At 64.8% G+C, this 16,762-nt stretch carries 16 protein-coding genes and 2 pseudogenes; 17 read left to right on the plus strand and 1 reads right to left on the minus strand.

Going from position 1 to position 16,762, the window contains the following annotated elements:
- Nucleotides 1-154 precede the first annotated feature (154 nt).
- The 14 genes and pseudogenes from BM315_RS08335 (at nucleotide 155) to BM315_RS08400 (ending at nucleotide 13,078) form a co-directional block, all read left to right on the plus strand.
- Nucleotides 155-1,177: an NAD(P)H-dependent glycerol-3-phosphate dehydrogenase gene (locus BM315_RS08335; RefSeq protein ID WP_090499741.1), complete on the plus strand. Its 1,023-nt coding sequence runs from the start codon at nucleotides 155-157 to the stop codon at nucleotides 1,175-1,177.
- Nucleotides 1,178-1,202: 25 nt separating this feature from the next.
- The gene (locus tag BM315_RS08340) at nucleotides 1,203-1,550 is read left to right on the plus strand and encodes a DUF4389 domain-containing protein (protein ID WP_090499743.1); all 348 of its coding nucleotides are present in this window, start codon (nucleotides 1,203-1,205) and stop codon (nucleotides 1,548-1,550) included.
- A gap of 10 nt (nucleotides 1,551-1,560) precedes the next feature.
- Nucleotides 1,561-2,025, plus strand: coding sequence for a phosphohistidine phosphatase SixA (sixA, locus tag BM315_RS08345; protein WP_090499745.1), 465 nt, complete (start codon nucleotides 1,561-1,563; stop codon nucleotides 2,023-2,025).
- Nucleotides 2,026-2,244: 219 nt separating this feature from the next.
- The gene (locus BM315_RS08350) at nucleotides 2,245-3,912 is read left to right on the plus strand and encodes an AMP-binding protein (RefSeq protein ID WP_090499747.1); all 1,668 of its coding nucleotides are present in this window, start codon (nucleotides 2,245-2,247) and stop codon (nucleotides 3,910-3,912) included.
- 71 nt (nucleotides 3,913-3,983) lie between these two features.
- Nucleotides 3,984-4,116: pseudogene (locus BM315_RS08355) on the plus strand (esterase); the annotation flags it as partial.
- Nucleotides 4,117-4,263: 147 nt separating this feature from the next.
- Nucleotides 4,264-5,073 carry an alpha/beta fold hydrolase gene (locus tag BM315_RS08360; RefSeq protein WP_090499780.1) on the plus strand — a complete coding sequence of 270 codons (810 nt, stop codon included), beginning with the start codon at nucleotides 4,264-4,266 and terminating at the stop codon, nucleotides 5,071-5,073.
- Nucleotides 5,070-5,933, plus strand: coding sequence for an alpha/beta hydrolase (locus BM315_RS08365; protein ID WP_090499748.1), 864 nt, complete (start codon nucleotides 5,070-5,072; stop codon nucleotides 5,931-5,933). Before BM315_RS08360 ends, BM315_RS08365 begins: the two co-directional genes overlap by 4 nt.
- Before the next feature lie 50 nt (nucleotides 5,934-5,983).
- On the plus strand, nucleotides 5,984-6,646 hold the full coding sequence (locus tag BM315_RS08370) for a glutathione S-transferase family protein (protein ID WP_090499750.1): 663 nt from the start codon (nucleotides 5,984-5,986) through the stop codon (nucleotides 6,644-6,646).
- Between the two features lie 8 nt (nucleotides 6,647-6,654).
- On the plus strand, nucleotides 6,655-7,458 hold the full coding sequence (locus BM315_RS08375; protein WP_090499752.1) for a DUF4892 domain-containing protein: 804 nt from the start codon (nucleotides 6,655-6,657) through the stop codon (nucleotides 7,456-7,458).
- 113 nt (nucleotides 7,459-7,571) lie between these two features.
- Nucleotides 7,572-8,654: an AI-2E family transporter gene (locus BM315_RS08380; RefSeq protein WP_090499754.1), complete on the plus strand. Its 1,083-nt coding sequence runs from the start codon at nucleotides 7,572-7,574 to the stop codon at nucleotides 8,652-8,654.
- Nucleotides 8,655-8,836: 182 nt separating this feature from the next.
- Nucleotides 8,837-9,988 (plus strand): efflux RND transporter periplasmic adaptor subunit, encoded by a 1,152-nt coding sequence (locus BM315_RS08385; protein WP_090499756.1) that lies wholly within the window; start codon nucleotides 8,837-8,839, stop codon nucleotides 9,986-9,988.
- On the plus strand, nucleotides 9,985-10,668 hold the full coding sequence (locus tag BM315_RS08390) for an ABC transporter ATP-binding protein (protein ID WP_090499758.1): 684 nt from the start codon (nucleotides 9,985-9,987) through the stop codon (nucleotides 10,666-10,668). The genes BM315_RS08385 and BM315_RS08390 overlap by 4 nt, the downstream gene beginning before the upstream one ends.
- On the plus strand, nucleotides 10,668-11,882 hold the full coding sequence (locus tag BM315_RS08395; protein WP_090499759.1) for an ABC transporter permease: 1,215 nt from the start codon (nucleotides 10,668-10,670) through the stop codon (nucleotides 11,880-11,882). The genes BM315_RS08390 and BM315_RS08395 overlap by 1 nt, the downstream gene beginning before the upstream one ends.
- The gene (locus BM315_RS08400; RefSeq protein WP_090499761.1) at nucleotides 11,882-13,078 is read left to right on the plus strand and encodes an ABC transporter permease; all 1,197 of its coding nucleotides are present in this window, start codon (nucleotides 11,882-11,884) and stop codon (nucleotides 13,076-13,078) included. The genes BM315_RS08395 and BM315_RS08400 overlap by 1 nt, the downstream gene beginning before the upstream one ends.
- A gap of 147 nt (nucleotides 13,079-13,225) precedes the next feature.
- On the opposite strand, the gene BM315_RS08410 is transcribed toward BM315_RS08400, so the two are convergent.
- Entirely contained in the window at nucleotides 13,226-14,254 is a 1,029-nt protein-coding gene (locus tag BM315_RS08410; RefSeq protein WP_090499765.1) for a patatin-like phospholipase family protein, read from the minus strand.
- 112 nt (nucleotides 14,255-14,366) lie between these two features.
- Here BM315_RS08410 and selD point away from each other — a divergent pair, with 112 nt between their 5' ends.
- The 3 genes and pseudogenes from selD to BM315_RS24985 form a co-directional block, all read left to right on the plus strand.
- Nucleotides 14,367-15,401, plus strand: coding sequence for a selenide, water dikinase SelD (selD, locus tag BM315_RS08415; protein ID WP_090499767.1), 1,035 nt, complete (start codon nucleotides 14,367-14,369; stop codon nucleotides 15,399-15,401).
- The gene (gene mnmH, locus BM315_RS08420; protein ID WP_090499768.1) at nucleotides 15,401-16,501 is read left to right on the plus strand and encodes a tRNA 2-selenouridine(34) synthase MnmH; all 1,101 of its coding nucleotides are present in this window, start codon (nucleotides 15,401-15,403) and stop codon (nucleotides 16,499-16,501) included. The genes selD and mnmH overlap by 1 nt, the downstream gene beginning before the upstream one ends.
- A 99-nt stretch (nucleotides 16,502-16,600) precedes the next feature.
- A pseudogene (locus BM315_RS24985) lies at nucleotides 16,601-16,762 on the plus strand (hypothetical protein); the annotation flags it as partial.

The following is a 16,762-nucleotide window of genomic DNA, read 5'->3' on the forward strand; positions in this document are numbered from 1 at the left end:
CGCGCAGCTTTTTCAGTCGGGGGCGCGGGCGTGTGGCGAATTTGTCGATCAACGCATGGCGGTTGCCGAGTTCCAGCTAAAAGCTGGCCGCCGCCCCCTCGGCCCGTATAATGCCCGGAGATCGCCATCATGCATGGCCCACAACGGATACGTTATGACTGAGCAGCAACCCATAGCCGTGCTTGGCGGCGGTAGCTTCGGCACCGCAATTGCAAACTTGCTGGCGGAGAATGGTCAGCATGTGTTGCATTGGATGCGCGACCCGGAGCAGGTCGAGGCGATCCTCGCCACTCGGGAAAACCCACGTTATCTCAAAGGGGTGAAAATCCACCCCGGCGTTGAACCCCTTACCGATCTTGCCGCGACCCTGGGTGCCTGCCAGCTGGTATTTGTCGCCTTGCCCTCCAGCGCCCTGCGCCAGGCGCTGCAGCCGGTGGCTGGTCGGCTCGACGGCAAACTGCTGGTCAGCACCACCAAGGGTATCGAAGCGCAGAGCTTCAAGTTGATGAGTCAGGTCCTCGAAGAGATCGCCCCGCAGGCCCGTATCGGCGTGCTGTCCGGGCCGAATCTGGCGCGGGAGGTCGCCGAGCACGCACTGACGGCCTCGGTGATCGCCAGCGAGGATGAAGAGCTGTGTCTGCGGGTCCAGGAGGCGCTGCATGGCCGCACCTTCCGCGTCTATGCCAGTGGCGACCGCTTCGGTGTCGAGTTGGGCGGCGCGCTGAAGAATGTCTACGCGATCATGGCCGGGATGGCGGCAGCCATGGGCATGGGCGAGAACACCCGGAGCATGCTGATCACCCGCGCCTTGGCGGAGATGACCCGCTTTGCCGTGCAATTGGGGGCCAACCCGATGACCTTCCTCGGTCTGGCCGGGGTCGGCGATCTGATCGTCACCTGTTCGTCAGCCAAGAGCCGTAATTATCAGGTCGGCTTCGCCCTGGGCGAGGGCTTGACCCTCGAGGACGCGGTGGAGCGTCTGGGTGAGGTGGCGGAAGGGGTCAACACCATCAAGGTGCTCAAGGCCAAGGCCGAAGAGTTGCAGATCTACATGCCGCTGGTCACGGGTTTGCATGCCATTCTGTTCGAGGGCCGCACGCTGGATCAGGTGATCGAGGCACTGATGCGTGCAGAGCCCAAGACCGATGTCGATTTCATTCCCACCACGGGTTTCTGACCCGGGACTTCACAAGGAGATTGTCATGAGCGAAGAGCCTAAAGATCTGGAGCGCGAGTCCATTCTGCTGCGGATTCTCTGGATGCTGGTATTCGTCATCGTCTGGCAGCTGGCCGAGCTGGTGCTCGCTGGCGTGGTCTTGCTGCAGTTGGGCTACCGGCTGTTTTATGCTGCGCCCAGTGCCAGCCTGCTCGGATTTGGTGACAGCCTGAGCCAATACCTGGCGCAGATTGGCCGCTTCGGCACCTTCAACAGCGAAGAAAAGCCCTGGCCCTTCGCCGACTGGCCGACCCCGCAAGCCCCGCAAGGTCAGGCGCCGCACAGCGTGCCGCCGGCCGCGCACCCGGTGCGAGACGAGGAGCCGAAACTGTGAGTACCCGCCAATGAGACTGTGGTTGCTGCGCCATGGCGAGGCCGAAGCACAGGCACGCAGCGATGCCGAGCGGCGCTTGACTCCGCGCGGTTGCCAGGAGGTGCGCCAGGCGGCGGTGCAGCTGGAGGGGCGTGCGCTTGGCGCGATCCTGGCCAGCCCCTATGTGCGTGCGCAACAGACCGCCGCGCTGATCCGCGAAGCCCTGGGTTTCACCGGCGGTATCCATAGCGTGCCCTGGTTGACGCCGGACGGCGATCCGCGCGAAGTCCTCCGCCAGCTCGACCACTACCCTCAGGGCGAGCTCCTGCTGGTGAGCCATCAACCGCTGGTCGGCGCCTTGGCCGGCCTGTTGATCCATGGTCACCGCCAGCAGCCACTGCCCATGCATACCGCCAGCCTGGCGGAGCTGGAAGGCGATGTGCTGGCCGCCGGGCTGATGGATCTGCTGGCTCTGGTGCATCCGCAGCACGGCTGAGAGCTTGTGAAAAAACTCTCGCCTACTGCGGCCGCCTCCAAACGCCTTGCCGCGAACGCTTGGAGACAGCCTCGCGACGGCGCTCGATATTTTCACAAGCTCTGAAAGCGGGCTACACAGCGAAACATTTCTTCACTTGCCGCTCGCCTTTGTGCGTGGAATAGTCCGGCCAAGCAATTGCTTGGTTGGCTCCACAATAACAACAAAGGAGGAAGCCCTGTGGCCGATGCTATCCGTTTGCCGTTGCAGGTGTTTTATCAGCGTGAAGCCCGACACCCGAACAAGCCCTATATGGTTCAGCCGCTGCCGGGCGATCAGCTGCAGACATTGAGCTGGGCCGATGTCGGCGAGCAGGCCAGGCGCAGTGCCAACTGGCTGCGCGGCCGGGAGCTGCCGCCAGGCAGTCGCATCGCGATCATTTCCAAGAACTGCGCGCACTGGATCATCGCCGACCTGGCGATCTGGATGGCCGGCCACGTCTCGGTGCCGCTGTACCCGAACCTGACCGCCGACTCGGTGCGCCAGGTTCTGCAGCATTCCGAGGCGGCGCTGGTGTTCATCGGCAAGCTGGACGACTGGCCGGGCATGGCGGCGGGGGTGCCTGCCGACCTGCCGACCATCGGCTTGCCGCTGCGCCCGCCGGGGCCGTTCAGCTACCTGTGGGACGAGCTGCAAGCCTGCGCGCCGATTCAGGACGACCCGACGCCGGCGGCCGAGCAACTGGCCACCATCATCTATACCTCCGGCACCACCGGCACGCCGAAAGGGGTGATGCACAGTTTCAGCAACCTGGGCTTTGCCGCCAGCCAGGCCACCGAGTTGTTCGGCGTCGGTGAAGACGATCGGGTCCTGTCCTATCTGCCGCTGTGTCATGTGGCCGAGCGCATGTTCGTCGAGTTGGCGTCGATCTACTCCGGCCAGACGGTCTTTTTCGCCGAAAGCCTGGAGACCTTCCTCGACGATCTCAAGCGCGCCCGGCCGACGGTGATCTTCGGCGTGCCGCGGATCTGGACCAAGTTCCAGATGGGGGTCTACAGCAAGATGCCGGCTGCAAGACTCGACTTCCTGCTCAAGCTGCCGCTGCTCGGGCGTCTGGTCGGCAACAAGGTGCTCGCCGGTCTGGGCCTGGACGCCGTGCGTTATGCCCTGTCCGGCGCCGCGCCCGTGCCCGAGGCCTTGCTCAATTGGTACAAGCGCCTGGGTCTGGAGGTACTCGAGGTCTATGGCATGACCGAGAACTGCGGCTATTCCCATGTCGGCCGGCCGGGCCAGTTCAAGCAGGGCTGGATCGGCCAGAACAGCCCCGGCGTCGAGGTGCGTATCGCCGAAGATGGCGAGGTGCAGGTGCGCAGTGGCGCGACCATGCAGGGCTATTACAAGGACCCGCAGAAAACCGCGCAAACCATTACCGCCGACGGCTTCCTGCGCACTGGCGACAAGGGTGAACAGGATAGCGAGGGCAACCTGCGTCTGACCGGGCGGATCAAGGAAATCTTCAAGACCAGCAAGGGCAAATATGTCGCCCCGGCGCCGATCGAAAACCGCCTGGCCGTGCATTCGCGCATCGAGCAGGTGTGTGTGGTCGGCGATGGCATGGCCCAGCCCATGGCGCTGTGTGTGCTCTCCGAAGTCGGCCGCCAGGAGATCGCCAATGGTAGCCGTGGCGACCTGGAAAACAGCCTCAAGAGCCTGCTCGAACAGGTCAACCTGGATCTCGACAAGCACGAGCGCCTGCAGCGTCTGGTCTTGGTCAAGGACGTCTGGGCGGTGGACAACGGCTTTCTCACGCCGACCCTGAAGATCAAGCGCACGGTGGTCGAAGGCACCTACGGGCCGCACTTCGCCGGCTGGGTCGAGGGCCGCGAAACGGTGCTGTGGCACGAGTGACGGGGCAACTGCATCACTGCAGGGTGGGTCAGCGGCGCCAACCTCCGGGCGATCAGGCACCGTCATCGTGGCGTGCCGTGCACCTTGGCTTCCCTCCAGGTCTGGGACATTCGCCTGAGCGGCGAGGACGGCAAACTCAGCTGCATCTCACGGCTGACCATGGCCATAGTGCCGTTGGGCGAGAACGGCCCGGCACAGCGTTGAATCAGCCAGCAGCAGGCCCGCATGGGCGTGCTGGCGTGCCTCCCCTCGGGTTTGGCCATAGTGCCGTCATTCACTGGCCGATTCGTCATTGCCGTGTCGGCGTGGCTGCCGGACAATCTCCTGATCATTTCACCTAAGCCTGCCGCCATGACTCATCCCGTGTTCTTCGCCCATGCCAATGGTTTCCCCTCGGCCACCTACGGCAAGCTGTTCGCCGCCCTGGCCCCGGATTACCCGGTGCTGCATCTGCCGCAACATGGTCACGATCCGCGCTTCCCGGTGAATGACAACTGGAGCAACCTGGTCGACGAGTTGTTGCATCACCTCGAGCAGCGCGACCAGCCGGTGTGGGGCGTCGGTCACTCGCTCGGCGGTGTGCTGCATTACCACGCGGCGCTGCTGCGCCCTGAGTTGTATCGTGGAGTGGTGATGCTCGATTCGCCGGTGCTGACCCTGGCCGACCGCATCGTCATCCGCGCGGCCAAGCGCTTCGGTTTTATCGACCGCATCACCCCGGCCGGGCGCACCCTGGGGCGGCGCGAAGAGTTCGCCGACCTGAGCGAGGCGCGCAGCTACTTTGCCGCCAAGAGTCTGTTTCGCCGCTTCGATCCGGAATGCCTGGATGCCTATCTGCAACATGGCCTGCACGGCAATGGGCAGAGCCTGCGCCTACGTTTCGATCCGGCCACCGAGATCAGTATCTATCGCAGCGTGCCGCACACCACGCCGGGACGCCCGCAGCAGCTGCAAGTACCGCTGGCGATGATCCGCGGGCGGCACAGCCGGGTGGTGCTGCCCCATCACGCGCGCCTGATCCGGCGCATGGCCAGGGGCGAATACCTGACCCTGCCGGGCGGGCACATGTTCCCCCTGGAACGGCCGCAGGACACGGCCGAGTTGCTGCGCTCGCTGTTCCAGCGCTGGTCCGGTCAAGCCCCTGTCGAGGCGTGCGCATGAGTCTGCCGTTCGAGGAAGTACGCCTGCGCCTGCCGCATATCGAGCTGGCGGCCCATCTGTATGGTCCGGCGGATGGCCAGCCGGTGATCGCCTTGCATGGCTGGCTGGACAATGCCGCGAGTTTCGCCCGGCTGGCGCCCAGGTTGCCGGGGCTGCGCATCGTCGCCCTGGATTTCGCCGGTCATGGCCATTCCGATCACCGCCCTCCGGGCGCCAGCTACGCGATCTGGGACTACGTGCATGACGTCCTGCAGGTGGCCGAACAGTTCGGCTGGCAGCGCTTCTCCCTGCTCGGTCATTCCATGGGCGCCATCGTCTCGGTGTTGCTGGCCGGCGCACTGCCCGAGCGGGTCGAGCGTCTGGCACTGATCGACGGCCTGATCCCCTACACCGGCGAGGCCGACACCGCGCCGCAGAAACTGGCCGAGGCGCTCAAGGCGCAGATGGCCCTGGCCGGCAAGCGCAAGCCGGTGTACGCCGAGTTCGAGCGGGCGGTCCAGGCGCGCATGCGCGGAACCGCGGCGGTCAGTCGCGACGCCGCCGAGTTGCTGGCCCAGCGCGGGCTGATGCCGGTGCCGGGGGGGTACACCTGGCGCACCGACAGTCGCCTGACCCTGCCATCGCCGCTGCGTCTGACCCAGGCCCATGCCATGGCCTTCGTCCACTCCCTGCAATGCCCGGTCAGCCTGCTGTTGGCCGAGCAGGGCATCCTAGTGGCGCAGCCGCATTTGGCCGAGCTGTTGAGCGGTTTGCCGATTGATCTGACCCATCTGCCTGGCGGCCATCATCTGCATCTGGATGACGAAGCTGGCGCGCAACTCGTAGCAGACTGTTTCAATCCATTCTTGCGCTCGTCTTGACTTGCCAAAGGCAACTGGGGAAGGTGTGGCCGATTGCAATGGAGAATCGCATGATCGACCTTTACACCGCCGCGACCCCCAATGGCCACAAGGTGTCCATCGCGCTCGAGGAGTTGCAGTTGCCCTACAGCCTGCATGCGCTGAGTTTCGAGCGCAAAGAGCAGAAGACCCCGGAATTTCTCAAGATCAACCCCAATGGCCGGATTCCGGCCATCGTCGACCGTGATAACGGCGACTTCGCCGTGTTCGAGTCCGGCGCCATCCTGATCTACCTCGCCGAGTTGACCGGGCAACTGCTGCCGCAGGATCTCAAGGGTCGTTCGCTGGTGTTGCAGTGGCTGATGTTCCAGATGGGCGGTATCGGCCCGATGCAGGGCCAGGCCAATGTGTTTTTCCGCTACTTCCCGCAGAAGCTGCAAGGCCCGATCGACCGTTACCAGCACGAGACCCGGCGCCTCTACGAGGTATTGGACCGGCGCCTGGGCGAGGCCGAATACCTGGCCGGCGACTACAGCATCGCCGATATCGCCTCTTACCCCTGGGTGCGCAGTCATGACTGGTCGGGCGTCTCGATCGAAGGTCTGGAGCACTTGCAGCGCTGGATCGGTGCGCTCGAGAGCCGTCCGGCGGTGCAGCGCGGCATTGTCCTGCCGCGCCGCGAAGTGCTTGATGACACGGCAGTAAAAACCGCCCAGTCGATGCTGATCCAATGAGGGCTCATATGCGTTGGTTCAGTCTGTTGGCTGGGGTGTTGGCAAGTGCTGCGGTCTCGGCTGCGGATGTCGCCGGCAGTCGCGATCTCGAGGTGCTGCCGCGTTTCCCCGGTAGCCAGATCGTCGCTTTCAGCGAAGCCGCCGAACAGGAGCGAATCTACCCGCAGGGAGCGATTCGGCGTATCAGTGGCCGTCTGCGCTACGAGCGCGAAGTGGCGGCGCAGGGGCAACTGACGACGCTGACCTATGAGTTGCCGCGCACCCATGCCGCCGACGAGGTATTCACCGCTGCCCGCGAAGCGCTGCAGGCGCAGGACGCCGAGCTGCTCTACTGGTGCCAGGGCCGTGAGTGCGGTTCGAGCAGCCTGTGGGCCAATTCGGTATTCGGCAATCGCATCCTGTATGGCTCCGATGACCAGCAGGCCTACGTGTTGATGCGCTTGGCCGAGCCGCGTCAGGACAGCTTGCTGGCGCTCTACAGCATCACCCGGGGTAATCGTCGGGCCTATATGCATGTCGAATTGCTGGCGGCCAATGCACCACTGGCCGAGGTGCTGCCAACACCCGCCACCTTATTGCGCCAGTTGCGAGACGATGGCGAGTTGCGCCTGCCGCAGCAGGCCGAGCCCAGCGAAGGCTGGGTGACATTGCTGGCGCGCAGCCTCAACCTCGACAGCACCTTGCGCGTCAGCCTGTCCGGTGCCCAGGCCGAAGCCTGGCGCCAGGCGCTGGTCGAACAGCGGGTCAGGGCCGCGCGGTTGGAGCTGGGCGAGTCCGCCGTTGCAGGTCTGCGCATCAGCGTGCTGCGCTGAGCGTGTTAGCCAGGCATCCTTAACGACCTGCCGACCGGGCCCTGCACCTGAGGTGCAGGGTCCGGCGTCGTTTCTCACTATTGCGGACTTGCCACCGTTGCGGAGTTGCCGGAATGCTCAATAACGACCGCTTGCTGGTGCAGATCCTGCTTCTCGGGCTTCTCGGCGCGAGCCTGTGGGTGCTCGCGCCGTTCGTCTCGGCGCTGTTCTGGGCGGCAGTACTGTCCTTTGCCAGCTGGCCGCTGATGCGCGGGCTGACCCGCTTGCTCAATGGCCGGCAAACCGCCGCGGCCGGGCTGCTGACCCTCGGCTGGATTGGTCTGGTGGCGGTGCCCTTGGTGATGCTGGGGTTCAACCTGGCCGAGCACGTCGGCGAGGTCGTGGCGCTATTCAAGGGTTACCAGGTCACCGGTCTGCCGCCGGCGCCGGACTGGTTGGTGCAGATCCCGCTGGTGGGTCAGAGCCTGCTGGGGTTCTGGCAGACCATCGACCAGCAGGGCGTGGCATTCTTCGCCACCCTCAAGCCTTATCTCGGTCAGGTCGGCAATTGGTTGCTGGCGCGTAGTGCACAGATTGGCGGCGGCGTGCTGGAGTTGGCCCTGAGTCTGGTGCTGGTGTTCTTTTTCTACCGCGATGGGCCGCGCCTGGCGCAGTTCGCCCACAGCCTGCTCGACCGCCTGATCGGCGAACGTGCAGAGCACTACCTGGAACTGGTTGCCGGCACCGTGCAGCGGGTGGTCAACGGGGTGATCGGTACGGCAGCGGCGCAGGCGCTGTTGGCCCTGATCGGCTTCTATATCGCCGGCGTACCGGGCGCGCTGATTCTCGGCATCCTCACCTTCGTGCTCAGCCTGATCCCCATGGGGCCGCCGCTGGTGTGGATTCCAGCGACTGCCTGGCTGTTCACCCAGGGCGACTACGGTTTTGCCGTCTTCCTCGGGATCTGGGGCATGTTCGTCATCAGCGGGGTGGACAACATCCTCAAACCCTACCTGATCAGCCGCGGCGGCAACCTGCCGCTGGTGGTGGTGCTGCTCGGGGTGTTCGGCGGCATCCTGGCCTTCGGCTTCATGGGCCTGTTCCTCGGTCCGACCCTGCTCGCCCTGGCCTACAGCTTGCTCAGCGACTGGGTGGCGAACAAGGCGCCGGCGCCTGAGCCGACGCTCAAGCAGCCACCGGAGGATCGGCTGGGCTAGGGGTAACGTTGCAGTACCGCGGGTTCGGTCGAGTGTGGATGCGGGCTGACTGGGGGATGTGCGCTGCTTATTCCCCGTTGTAATCAAGAATATTTATCATGCGACCAATAGCATTTCCTCGCATTGTCGAGTGCCTCTCGCTGACCTAGGCTCAAGTCGCTGGTGTCAAAATAGAGGCACATATGCGCACCTTACTGATTGTCGTTGTTGTTGTGGTCGGTTTATTGACGTTTACTTGGTGGTGGAATCTGCCCCAGCCTACGCCGGTGCAACTCTATGCCGTCGAGCGCGGGCCGGTGGAAACGCTGGTGGCCAATACCCGGGCCGGCACGTTGAAGTCCTGCCGACGCTCGCGCCTGTCATTCAATCTGGGCGGTCAGGTCAGTGAGTTGCTGGTCGACGAAGGCCAGCAAGTGCAGGCGGGCGCGGTCTTGATGCGGCTGCGTCAGGATGACCGACTGGCGCGCGTACAGGCCGCCGAAGCGCGCCTCGAGGCCAAGCGCAATGACCGTGAGCGGCACTGCCGCAGTGCCAGTCTGGGACAACGCGATTATCAGCGCCTGCGTCATCTGGCGGAGCGTCAGTTGGCTTCAGCGGACCGCCTGGATCAGGCCGAAACCAAGGCGCAGCTGGCGCACCTGGTGTGTACCTCCAGCGCCACGCTGATCCGTGAGGCCGAAGCCGATCTGGCACTGCAGCGTTCGCTGCTCGATCAAGCCACCCTGCGCGCACCCTTCTCCGGGGTGGTCGCGCAGATCAATGGTGAGCTGGGCGAGTTCGTCACCCCTTCGCCACCGGGGATTCCCACGCCGCCAGCGGTGGATCTGATCGATGACAGCTGTCTCTATGTCGAGGCACCGATCGACGAGGTGGATGCCGGTCGCGTGCGTATCGGCATGCCGGTGCGCATCAGTCTGGATGCCTTCCGTGGGCGCCATTTCGCCGGTCAGGTGAGCCGTATCGCGCCGTTCATCAGCGAGCTGGAAAAACAGGCGCGCACGGTCAATGTCGAGGTGCGTTTCGTCCAGTTGCCGGTCGATGTGGCCCTGCTCACCGGCTACAGCGCCGATGTGGAAATTCTCCTGGAACAGAGTGCCGGCAGCCTGCGCATCCCGACCGAAACATTGCTGGAGGGGCGCCGCGTGCTGCGTTACGACCCCGCAACCGGGTTGCTCAACGAGGTGGCGCTGGATACCGGCCTGGCCAACTGGCGCTGGACCGAGGTGTTGGGCGGCCTGAACGAGGGCGAGCGGATTCTCGCCAGTCTCAGCCAGGACGGCCTCAGGGACGGGGTCCCGGTGGTCTCGAGCAGCACTGCGGAGTCGCTGCGGTGATCCGTCTGCGCGGGCTGACGCGCCACTTTCAGGCCGGCGAGCAGAGGGTTGTGGGGTTGGATGCGCTGCAACTGGACATTCATGCGGGCGACTACCTGGCCGTGATGGGGCCGTCCGGTTCGGGCAAGTCGACGTTGCTCAACATCCTCGGCCTGCTCGATGCGCCAGACGCCGGCGAATACTGGCTCGACGGCGTGGCGACGGCCGCGCTCAGCGAGGCCCGTCGCGCCGAGTTGCGCAGCCGCACGATCGGTTTCGTGTTTCAGTCCTACCACCTGATTCCGCGCCTGACCGCGCTGGAGAATATCGAACTGCCGATGCTGCTCGCCGGTATCGAGCCGAACCTGCGGCGCCGGCGCAGCGGTGAACTGGTGGAGCGCCTGGGGCTTGGCGACCGGTTGAGCCATCGGCCTGGCGAACTGTCGGGCGGGCAGCGCCAGCGGGTCGCCATCGCCCGGGCGATGGTCATGCAGCCGGCGTTGCTGCTGGCCGACGAGCCCACCGGCAATCTCGACAGCCGTGCCGGGGGCGAGGTGATTGCATTGCTGGAGGAACTCAATGACGACGGCCTGACCCTGGTCCTGGTGACCCACGATGCCGAGCATGCGGCGCGGGCTCGGCGTCAGCTCAGGCTGCGTGATGGGCGCATCGTCGATGAGGCGTTGCTGGAGCCGGCCTGATGCGCCTCGTCGACACTCTGGCGCTGTGGCTCGGCGCTTTGCGCGGGCACGGTTCGCGCAGTGCGATGCTGCTGCTGGCGGTCGCCATCGGTGTGCTTGCGGTGGTCCTCCTTACCGGGCTCGGCGAGGGTGCGCGCAGCTTCCTGCTCAGCGAATTTTCCCTGCTCGGGCGCAACACGCTGATCATCCTGCCCGGGCGCAACGAAACCACCGGCGGTATGCCGCCGATCACCGGCATGGCGCCGCGCGACCTGACGTTGCAGGATGCCCGTGCTGTCGGCCGCTTGCCCCATGTCTGGCGGGTCGCGCCGCTGCAGGCCGGGCAGGTGCAGGTGAGTGTCGACAACCGCAGTCGCGAGGCTCTGGTGCTCGGCAGCACCCGCGATTTTTTCGCCATCCGCCAGCTTGAGCTCGCCCATGGTCAGGCGTTACCGGAACTCGACCCGGGGCAGGCCGAAGCGGTCTGCGTGATCGGTGCCCGACTGCGCCGTGAGCTGTTCGGTGCGCGCCCGGCCCTCGGCCAATGGCTGCGCGCAGGCGACCGGCGCTTTCGGGTGGTCGGCATCCTGGCCGAGCGGGGCGAATCCTTCGGCATGGACGTCGCCGATATGCTGATCATTCCGGTGGCCAGCGCCCAGGCGTTGTTCAATCGCGAGGGGCTGCTGCGTGTGTTCGTCGAGGTGCAAGGGCCGGCGTTCATGGCGATCAGCAGGCAGCAGATCCTTTCCACGCTGCAGGCGCGCCATGAGGGCAAGGAAGATGTCACCCTGATCAGCCAGGACAGCATGCTCGCCGCTTTCGGTGACATCCTCGGTGTGCTCAACCTGGCTGTGGCCGGGATCGCCGCCATCGGTCTGCTGGTGGCGGGCATTCTGATCATGAACGTCACCTGGATTTCGGTCAGCCAGCGAACTGCCGAGATCGGCCTGCTGAAGACCATCGGCGCCACGGCGGGCCAGGTGCGACTGCTGTTTCTCGGCGAGGCGCTGCTGCTTGCCCTGGCCGGCGCCCTGGGCGGGGTGCTGTGCGCCGAGGCGCTGCTCTGGCTCGCTCGCGCAGCGCTGCATGTGCCGCTTTATGCGCCCTGGTGGGCGCGCCTCGGCAGTTTGTCGTTGGCGCTGTGCTGCGCGCTGCTGTTCGCCTGGCTGCCGGCCAGTCGGGCAGCGGCGATGGCCCCGGTGATGGCGCTGCGTCCGGCGGGAGGGCTCAGCTGATGCAACTGCGAGATGGCCTTGCCCTGGCCTGTTCGGCGCTGCTCAGCCGGCCATTGCGCAGCCTGCTGACGCTGCTGGGGGTGGCCATCGGCATTGCCGCCGTGGCGTTGCTCACCTCCATCGGCGAAGGCCTGCGCGGCTATGTGCAGGACAACTTCGCGCAGTTCGGCTCGCGCAATGTCTCGATCCGTCCGGGGATGATCCGCACCAGCGGTCTCGGCGGACTGCTGAGCAGCGTGCGGCCGCTGACCGTCGCCGATGCCGACGCCTTGCGCCGCCTGCCGCATGTCGAGGCGGTGGTGCCGATCATTCAGGGCAATGGCGATATCCAGTTCGCTGCCCGTAGCCGCAATACCGGTGTGCTCGGTTGCGGTTATCAGATGGCACAGGCCTGGCGCTTCAAACTGGCGCTCGGGCAATTCCTCCCCGCCGCGCGCGACGGCCGTTCCCCCCCCTATGTGGTGCTCGGCCACCGCTTGCGCCTGGAACTATTCGGCGAAGCCAACCCGCTGGGTGAGCTGGTGCGCGTCGGCGGCACGCGCTTCCGGGTGATCGGGGTGATGGAAAGGAAGGGCCAGTTGCTCGGTTTCGACGTCGACGACATCGCCTATATCCCGGTCGACTGGGCGCAAAGCCTGTTCAATCGCAATGGGCTGGCCAAGATCAACGTGGTGTTCGGCACCGGTACCCACTCGGTGCTGCTCAGCGAGAGCATTCGTCGACTGTTGATCGAGCGCCATGGCACAGAGGACTTCAGCCTCACCACCCAGGACGACATGCTGCGCAGTCTCGACCGGATCCTTGCGAGTCTGACGGTCGCCGTCGGCGCCCTCGGCGGTATTTCGCTGCTGGTGGGCGCCGTGGGTATCCTCACGATCATGACCACCAGCGTTGCCGAGCGCACCGCGGAGATCGGTTTGCTGCGCGCAATTGGCGCCTCGCCGCGGCAGGTACTCGGCTTGTTTCTCGCTGAGGCGTTGCTGCTGTCGTTGCTCGGCGGCGGGCTCGGCCTGCTGCTGCTGGGGCTGCTGCTGGGGGGCTTGCACCTGGGACTGCCCGGCTTGCCGCTCAGCCTGCAGCCGCTGTTCCTGCTGCTGGCCCTGCTGCTGGCCGGGCTGATCGGCATTCTCGCCGGCCTCGCGCCGGCGCGCCGTGCTGCCCGGATGCATCCCGTGGCGGCGCTGCGCAGCGATTAGCTGTTAGCAGGCCGTTGAAAAACGTAGGCGAGGCAGGCAAGACAAGGCAAAAACAGGCGAAGAAGCGGAGTTTACGAGCTGTAAATGAGCATTCCGAGCCTGTTTTTAACGCAGTATTGCCAACGCAGGTAGTTTTTCAACGGCCTGTTAGTGCTCTCGCTCGTAGGTCGCCAGTGTGTCGCGGGCAATCTGTCGACCGAGCATGATCAGTTCCGGAGCCTTGTAGAACTCGAAGAAGCGGCAGGCGCGCCTGGGTACGTTGATCAGGATGTCCGGCGGGTAGCCGGCGATCTTGTACTGTGCCAGTGAGGTCTGCATGACCTCGAAACTCTGGTTGATCAGCTCCAGCAGGGAGGCCGGGCCGCTCAGGTCGGCGACCCGCGAACCACTGGCGGACTTGGTGGCGCCGGCGCTTTGTCCGGCGGGCTGCGCGGGTTTGGGCGTGGCGGCTTGTTGCAGCCAGGGATTCGACGACTGCTGCTCGGGTTCCTCCTGCAGCAACAGTTCGTCGTCCTCGCCCTGCTTGCGGCGGAATGAGGGCAGCCGCGAGCCGAGCGAGTTCATCACCTGGTCGAAACGGCCTTTCAATGCCGGTGGCCGCTCGATCACCGGTAACTGGTAATGCTGCTGGTGGGTCGAGTTGAGGTTGACCGCGATGATCAGGTCGCAATGGCTGGACACCACCGGCACTATCGGTAGCGGATTGATCAGGCCGCCATCGACCAGCATGCGCTTGCCCTGGACCACCGGGGTGAACAGGCTGGGAATCGCCGCCGAGGCGCGCATGGCCTGGTGCAAACAACCCTCCTGGAACCAGATTTCCTGCTGGTTGGTCAGGTCGGTGGCGACCGCGGTGAAGGGAATCGACAGGTCCTCGATATTGACCTCGCCAACGATCTCGCGGATCTTGCCGAACACCTTCTCGCCGCGGATGGCGCCCAGGCGGAAGCTCACGTCGAGCAGGCGCAGCACGTCCAGGTAATCCAGGCTCTGGGTCCAGTCGCGGTACTCCTTGAGCTTGCCGGCGGCGTAGATGCCGCCGATCACCGCGCCCATGGAGCAGCCGGCGATGCAGGCGATCTCGTAGCCGCGCGCTTCCAGCTCTTCGATCACGCCGATGTGCGCATAACCCCGCGCGCCGCCGGAACCCAGGACCAGCGCTACTCGCTTAGTCATCTTTCCATCCCCCGTAACGCATTGTTTTATCAACATACCGCGTGCCGATCACTGGCGCCAAGATGACATTTGCTAGAATGCCGCCGCCTGTCGACGATAAGAGTGAGATTGCATGAGCGAGCCGATCCGTTTGACCCAGTACAGCCATGGCGCCGGCTGCGGCTGCAAGATTTCCCCCAAGGTGCTGGAAGTGATCCTGGCTGGCAGTGGCGCGCAGAACCTCGACCCGAAGCTGTGGGTCGGCAACGCCTCGCGCGACGATGCGGCGGTCTACGCCATCGACGCCGAGCGCGGGGTGGTGTCGACCACCGACTTCTTCATGCCGATTGTCGACGATCCCTTCGATTTTGGCCGGATCGCCGCGACCAATGCGATCAGCGACATCTACGCCATGGGCGCCGACCCGCTGATGGCCATCGCCATCCTCGGCTGGCCGGTCAACCTGCTGGCCCCGGAAGTGGCCCGCGAGGTGATTCGCGGCGCCCGCTCGGTCTGCGACCAGGCGGGTATCCCACTGGCTGGCGGGCATTCGATCGATGCGCCCGAACCGATCTTCGGCCTGGCCGTCACCGGCCTGGTGGAAAAGCGTCACATGAAGCGCAACGACACCGCCACGGCGGGTTGCCGGCTGTACCTGAGCAAGCCCCTGGGCATCGGCATCCTCACCACTGCGGAGAAACAGGCCAAGCTGCGCAGCGAGGATATTGGTCTGGCGCGCGACTGGATGTGCACCCTGAACAAGCCGGGCAGCCGTTTCGGCAAGCTCGCCGGGGTCACCGCGATGACCGACGTCACCGGTTTCGGTCTGCTCGGCCACCTGGTCGAGATGGCCGATGGCAGTGGCCTGACCGCGCGGGTCGAGTTCGCCAGGGTGCCGCGTCTGGCCAGTGCCGAGTATTACCTGGAGCAGGGCTGTGTGCCTGGCGGCACCCAGCGCAACTTCGACAGTTACGGCGACAAGATCGCACCCTTGCCGGAGCTGCATAAACTCCTGCTGTGCGATCCGCAAACCAGTGGCGGCCTGTTGATCGCGGTGACAGCCGAGGGCGAGGCGGAGTTTCTCGCGGTCGCCGCCGAGCTGGGCCTGGCACTCGAGCCGATCGGCCAGTTGCTCGAACGACAGAGCTATGCCGTCGAGGTGCTGTGATGCGCGATAACACCAGCGATTACCGCCAGCTGTTTCTCGACGACGTGCCGATGATGGATGCCCGCGCCCCGGTGGAGTTCGCCAAGGGCGCGTTTCCCGGGGTGATCAACCTGCCGCTGATGGACGACAGCGAGCGGCAGAGGGTGGGCACCTGTTACAAGCAGCACGGCCAGCAAGCAGCCATCGAACTGGGCCATCAATTGGTCAGCGGCGCACTCAAGGCCGAGCGCATCGAGGCCTGGGCGGCCTTCGCCAGGGCCAATCCCGGGGGCTACCTGTATTGTTTTCGCGGCGGTCTGCGTTCGCAGATCGTCCAGCAATGGCTGAAAAACGAGGCGGGCATCGACTACCCACGGGTGATCGGCGGCTACAAGGCGATGCGCACCTTCCTCCTGGAAACCACCCAGCAGGCGACGGCGCAGTGCGACTTCATCCTGGTCGGCGGCATGACCGGCACCGGCAAGACCGAGGTGATCGCGCAACTCGACAACAGCCTGGATCTGGAAGGCCATGCCAATCACCGCGGCTCCAGTTTCGGCAAGCGCGCCACGCTCCAGCCGGCGCAGATCGATTTCGAAAATGCCCTGGCCATCGACATCCTGAAAAAACGCTCGGCGGGCATCGAGCAGTTCGTGCTCGAGGATGAGGGCCGCATCATCGGCAAAAGCGCCCTGCCGCTGGAGCTCTACCAGGGCATGCAGGAGTTCCCCATGGTCTGGCTGGAAGACAGTCTGGCGGGCCGGGTCGAGCGCATCCTCAAGGATTATGTGATCGACCTGTGTGACGAATTCGTCGCCCTGTATGGCGTGGAGGAGGGCTTCAAGGCCTTCGCCGGGCGTCTGCAGCAGAGTCTGGCGAACATCCTCAAGCGTCTGGGCGGGGAGCGCTACCAGCGTCTGGCGGCGATCATGGATCAAGCCCTGCTCGAGCAGCAGAGCCAGGGTGTGGTGGATCTGCACCGGGGTTGGATCGAGGCGCTGTTGGTGGAGTATTACGACCCCATGTATGCCTTCCAGCGCGAGAGCAAGGCCGGACGCATCGAGTTCGTGGGCGAACAGGCGGACGTGGTGGCGTTTCTCCGTCGGCGCGCCCATTCTTAGTTTGTCTATTGTTGATCTATGCAGGCACTTTTCAGTCCTGCAGCCGTCATATCGAATCATCAACCTCTGGTTGTTTCCCGCTATCAAGGAGTGCGCAACATGAAAGCCTGGATCTTGCTACCGATGATCGCCCTGGTACTGGCCGGTTGTGCGGGGAAAACCGCCTACCGCGACAGCTGTGCCACGCAACTGAATGCGGCCTGGGCCGAGCTGGATCTGGCCAAGGCCGAAGGCTTTGCCGGCACCGTGAGTTATTCCAAG

Origin of the sequence: Pseudomonas borbori (genome assembly GCF_900115555.1) — a bacterium.
Classification (GTDB): domain Bacteria; phylum Pseudomonadota; class Gammaproteobacteria; order Pseudomonadales; family Pseudomonadaceae; genus Aquipseudomonas; species Aquipseudomonas borbori.

What these genes read in the sequence shown, in the direction of transcription:
- BM315_RS08365 (WP_090499748.1), top strand. Translation starts at nt 5,070, where the DNA reads ATGAGTCTGCCGTTCGAGGAAGTACGCCTGCGCCTGCCGCATATCGAG.
- BM315_RS08335 (WP_090499741.1), top strand. Translation starts at nt 155, where the DNA reads ATGACTGAGCAGCAACCCATAGCCGTGCTTGGCGGCGGTAGCTTCGGC.
- BM315_RS08385 (WP_090499756.1), top strand. Translation starts at nt 8,837, where the DNA reads ATGCGCACCTTACTGATTGTCGTTGTTGTTGTGGTCGGTTTATTGACG.
- sixA (WP_090499745.1), top strand. Translation starts at nt 1,561, where the DNA reads ATGAGACTGTGGTTGCTGCGCCATGGCGAGGCCGAAGCACAGGCACGC.
- BM315_RS08370 (WP_090499750.1), top strand. Translation starts at nt 5,984, where the DNA reads ATGATCGACCTTTACACCGCCGCGACCCCCAATGGCCACAAGGTGTCC.
- BM315_RS08360 (WP_090499780.1), top strand. Translation starts at nt 4,264, where the DNA reads ATGACTCATCCCGTGTTCTTCGCCCATGCCAATGGTTTCCCCTCGGCC.
- BM315_RS08380 (WP_090499754.1), top strand. Translation starts at nt 7,572, where the DNA reads ATGCTCAATAACGACCGCTTGCTGGTGCAGATCCTGCTTCTCGGGCTT.
- BM315_RS08410 (WP_090499765.1), bottom strand. Translation starts at nt 14,254, where the DNA reads ATGACTAAGCGAGTAGCGCTGGTCCTGGGTTCCGGCGGCGCGCGGGGT.
- BM315_RS08395 (WP_090499759.1), top strand. Translation starts at nt 10,668, where the DNA reads ATGCGCCTCGTCGACACTCTGGCGCTGTGGCTCGGCGCTTTGCGCGGG.
- BM315_RS08375 (WP_090499752.1), top strand. Translation starts at nt 6,655, where the DNA reads ATGCGTTGGTTCAGTCTGTTGGCTGGGGTGTTGGCAAGTGCTGCGGTC.
- BM315_RS08340 (WP_090499743.1), top strand. Translation starts at nt 1,203, where the DNA reads ATGAGCGAAGAGCCTAAAGATCTGGAGCGCGAGTCCATTCTGCTGCGG.
- selD (WP_090499767.1), top strand. Translation starts at nt 14,367, where the DNA reads ATGAGCGAGCCGATCCGTTTGACCCAGTACAGCCATGGCGCCGGCTGC.
- BM315_RS08400 (WP_090499761.1), top strand. Translation starts at nt 11,882, where the DNA reads ATGCAACTGCGAGATGGCCTTGCCCTGGCCTGTTCGGCGCTGCTCAGC.
- mnmH (WP_090499768.1), top strand. Translation starts at nt 15,401, where the DNA reads ATGCGCGATAACACCAGCGATTACCGCCAGCTGTTTCTCGACGACGTG.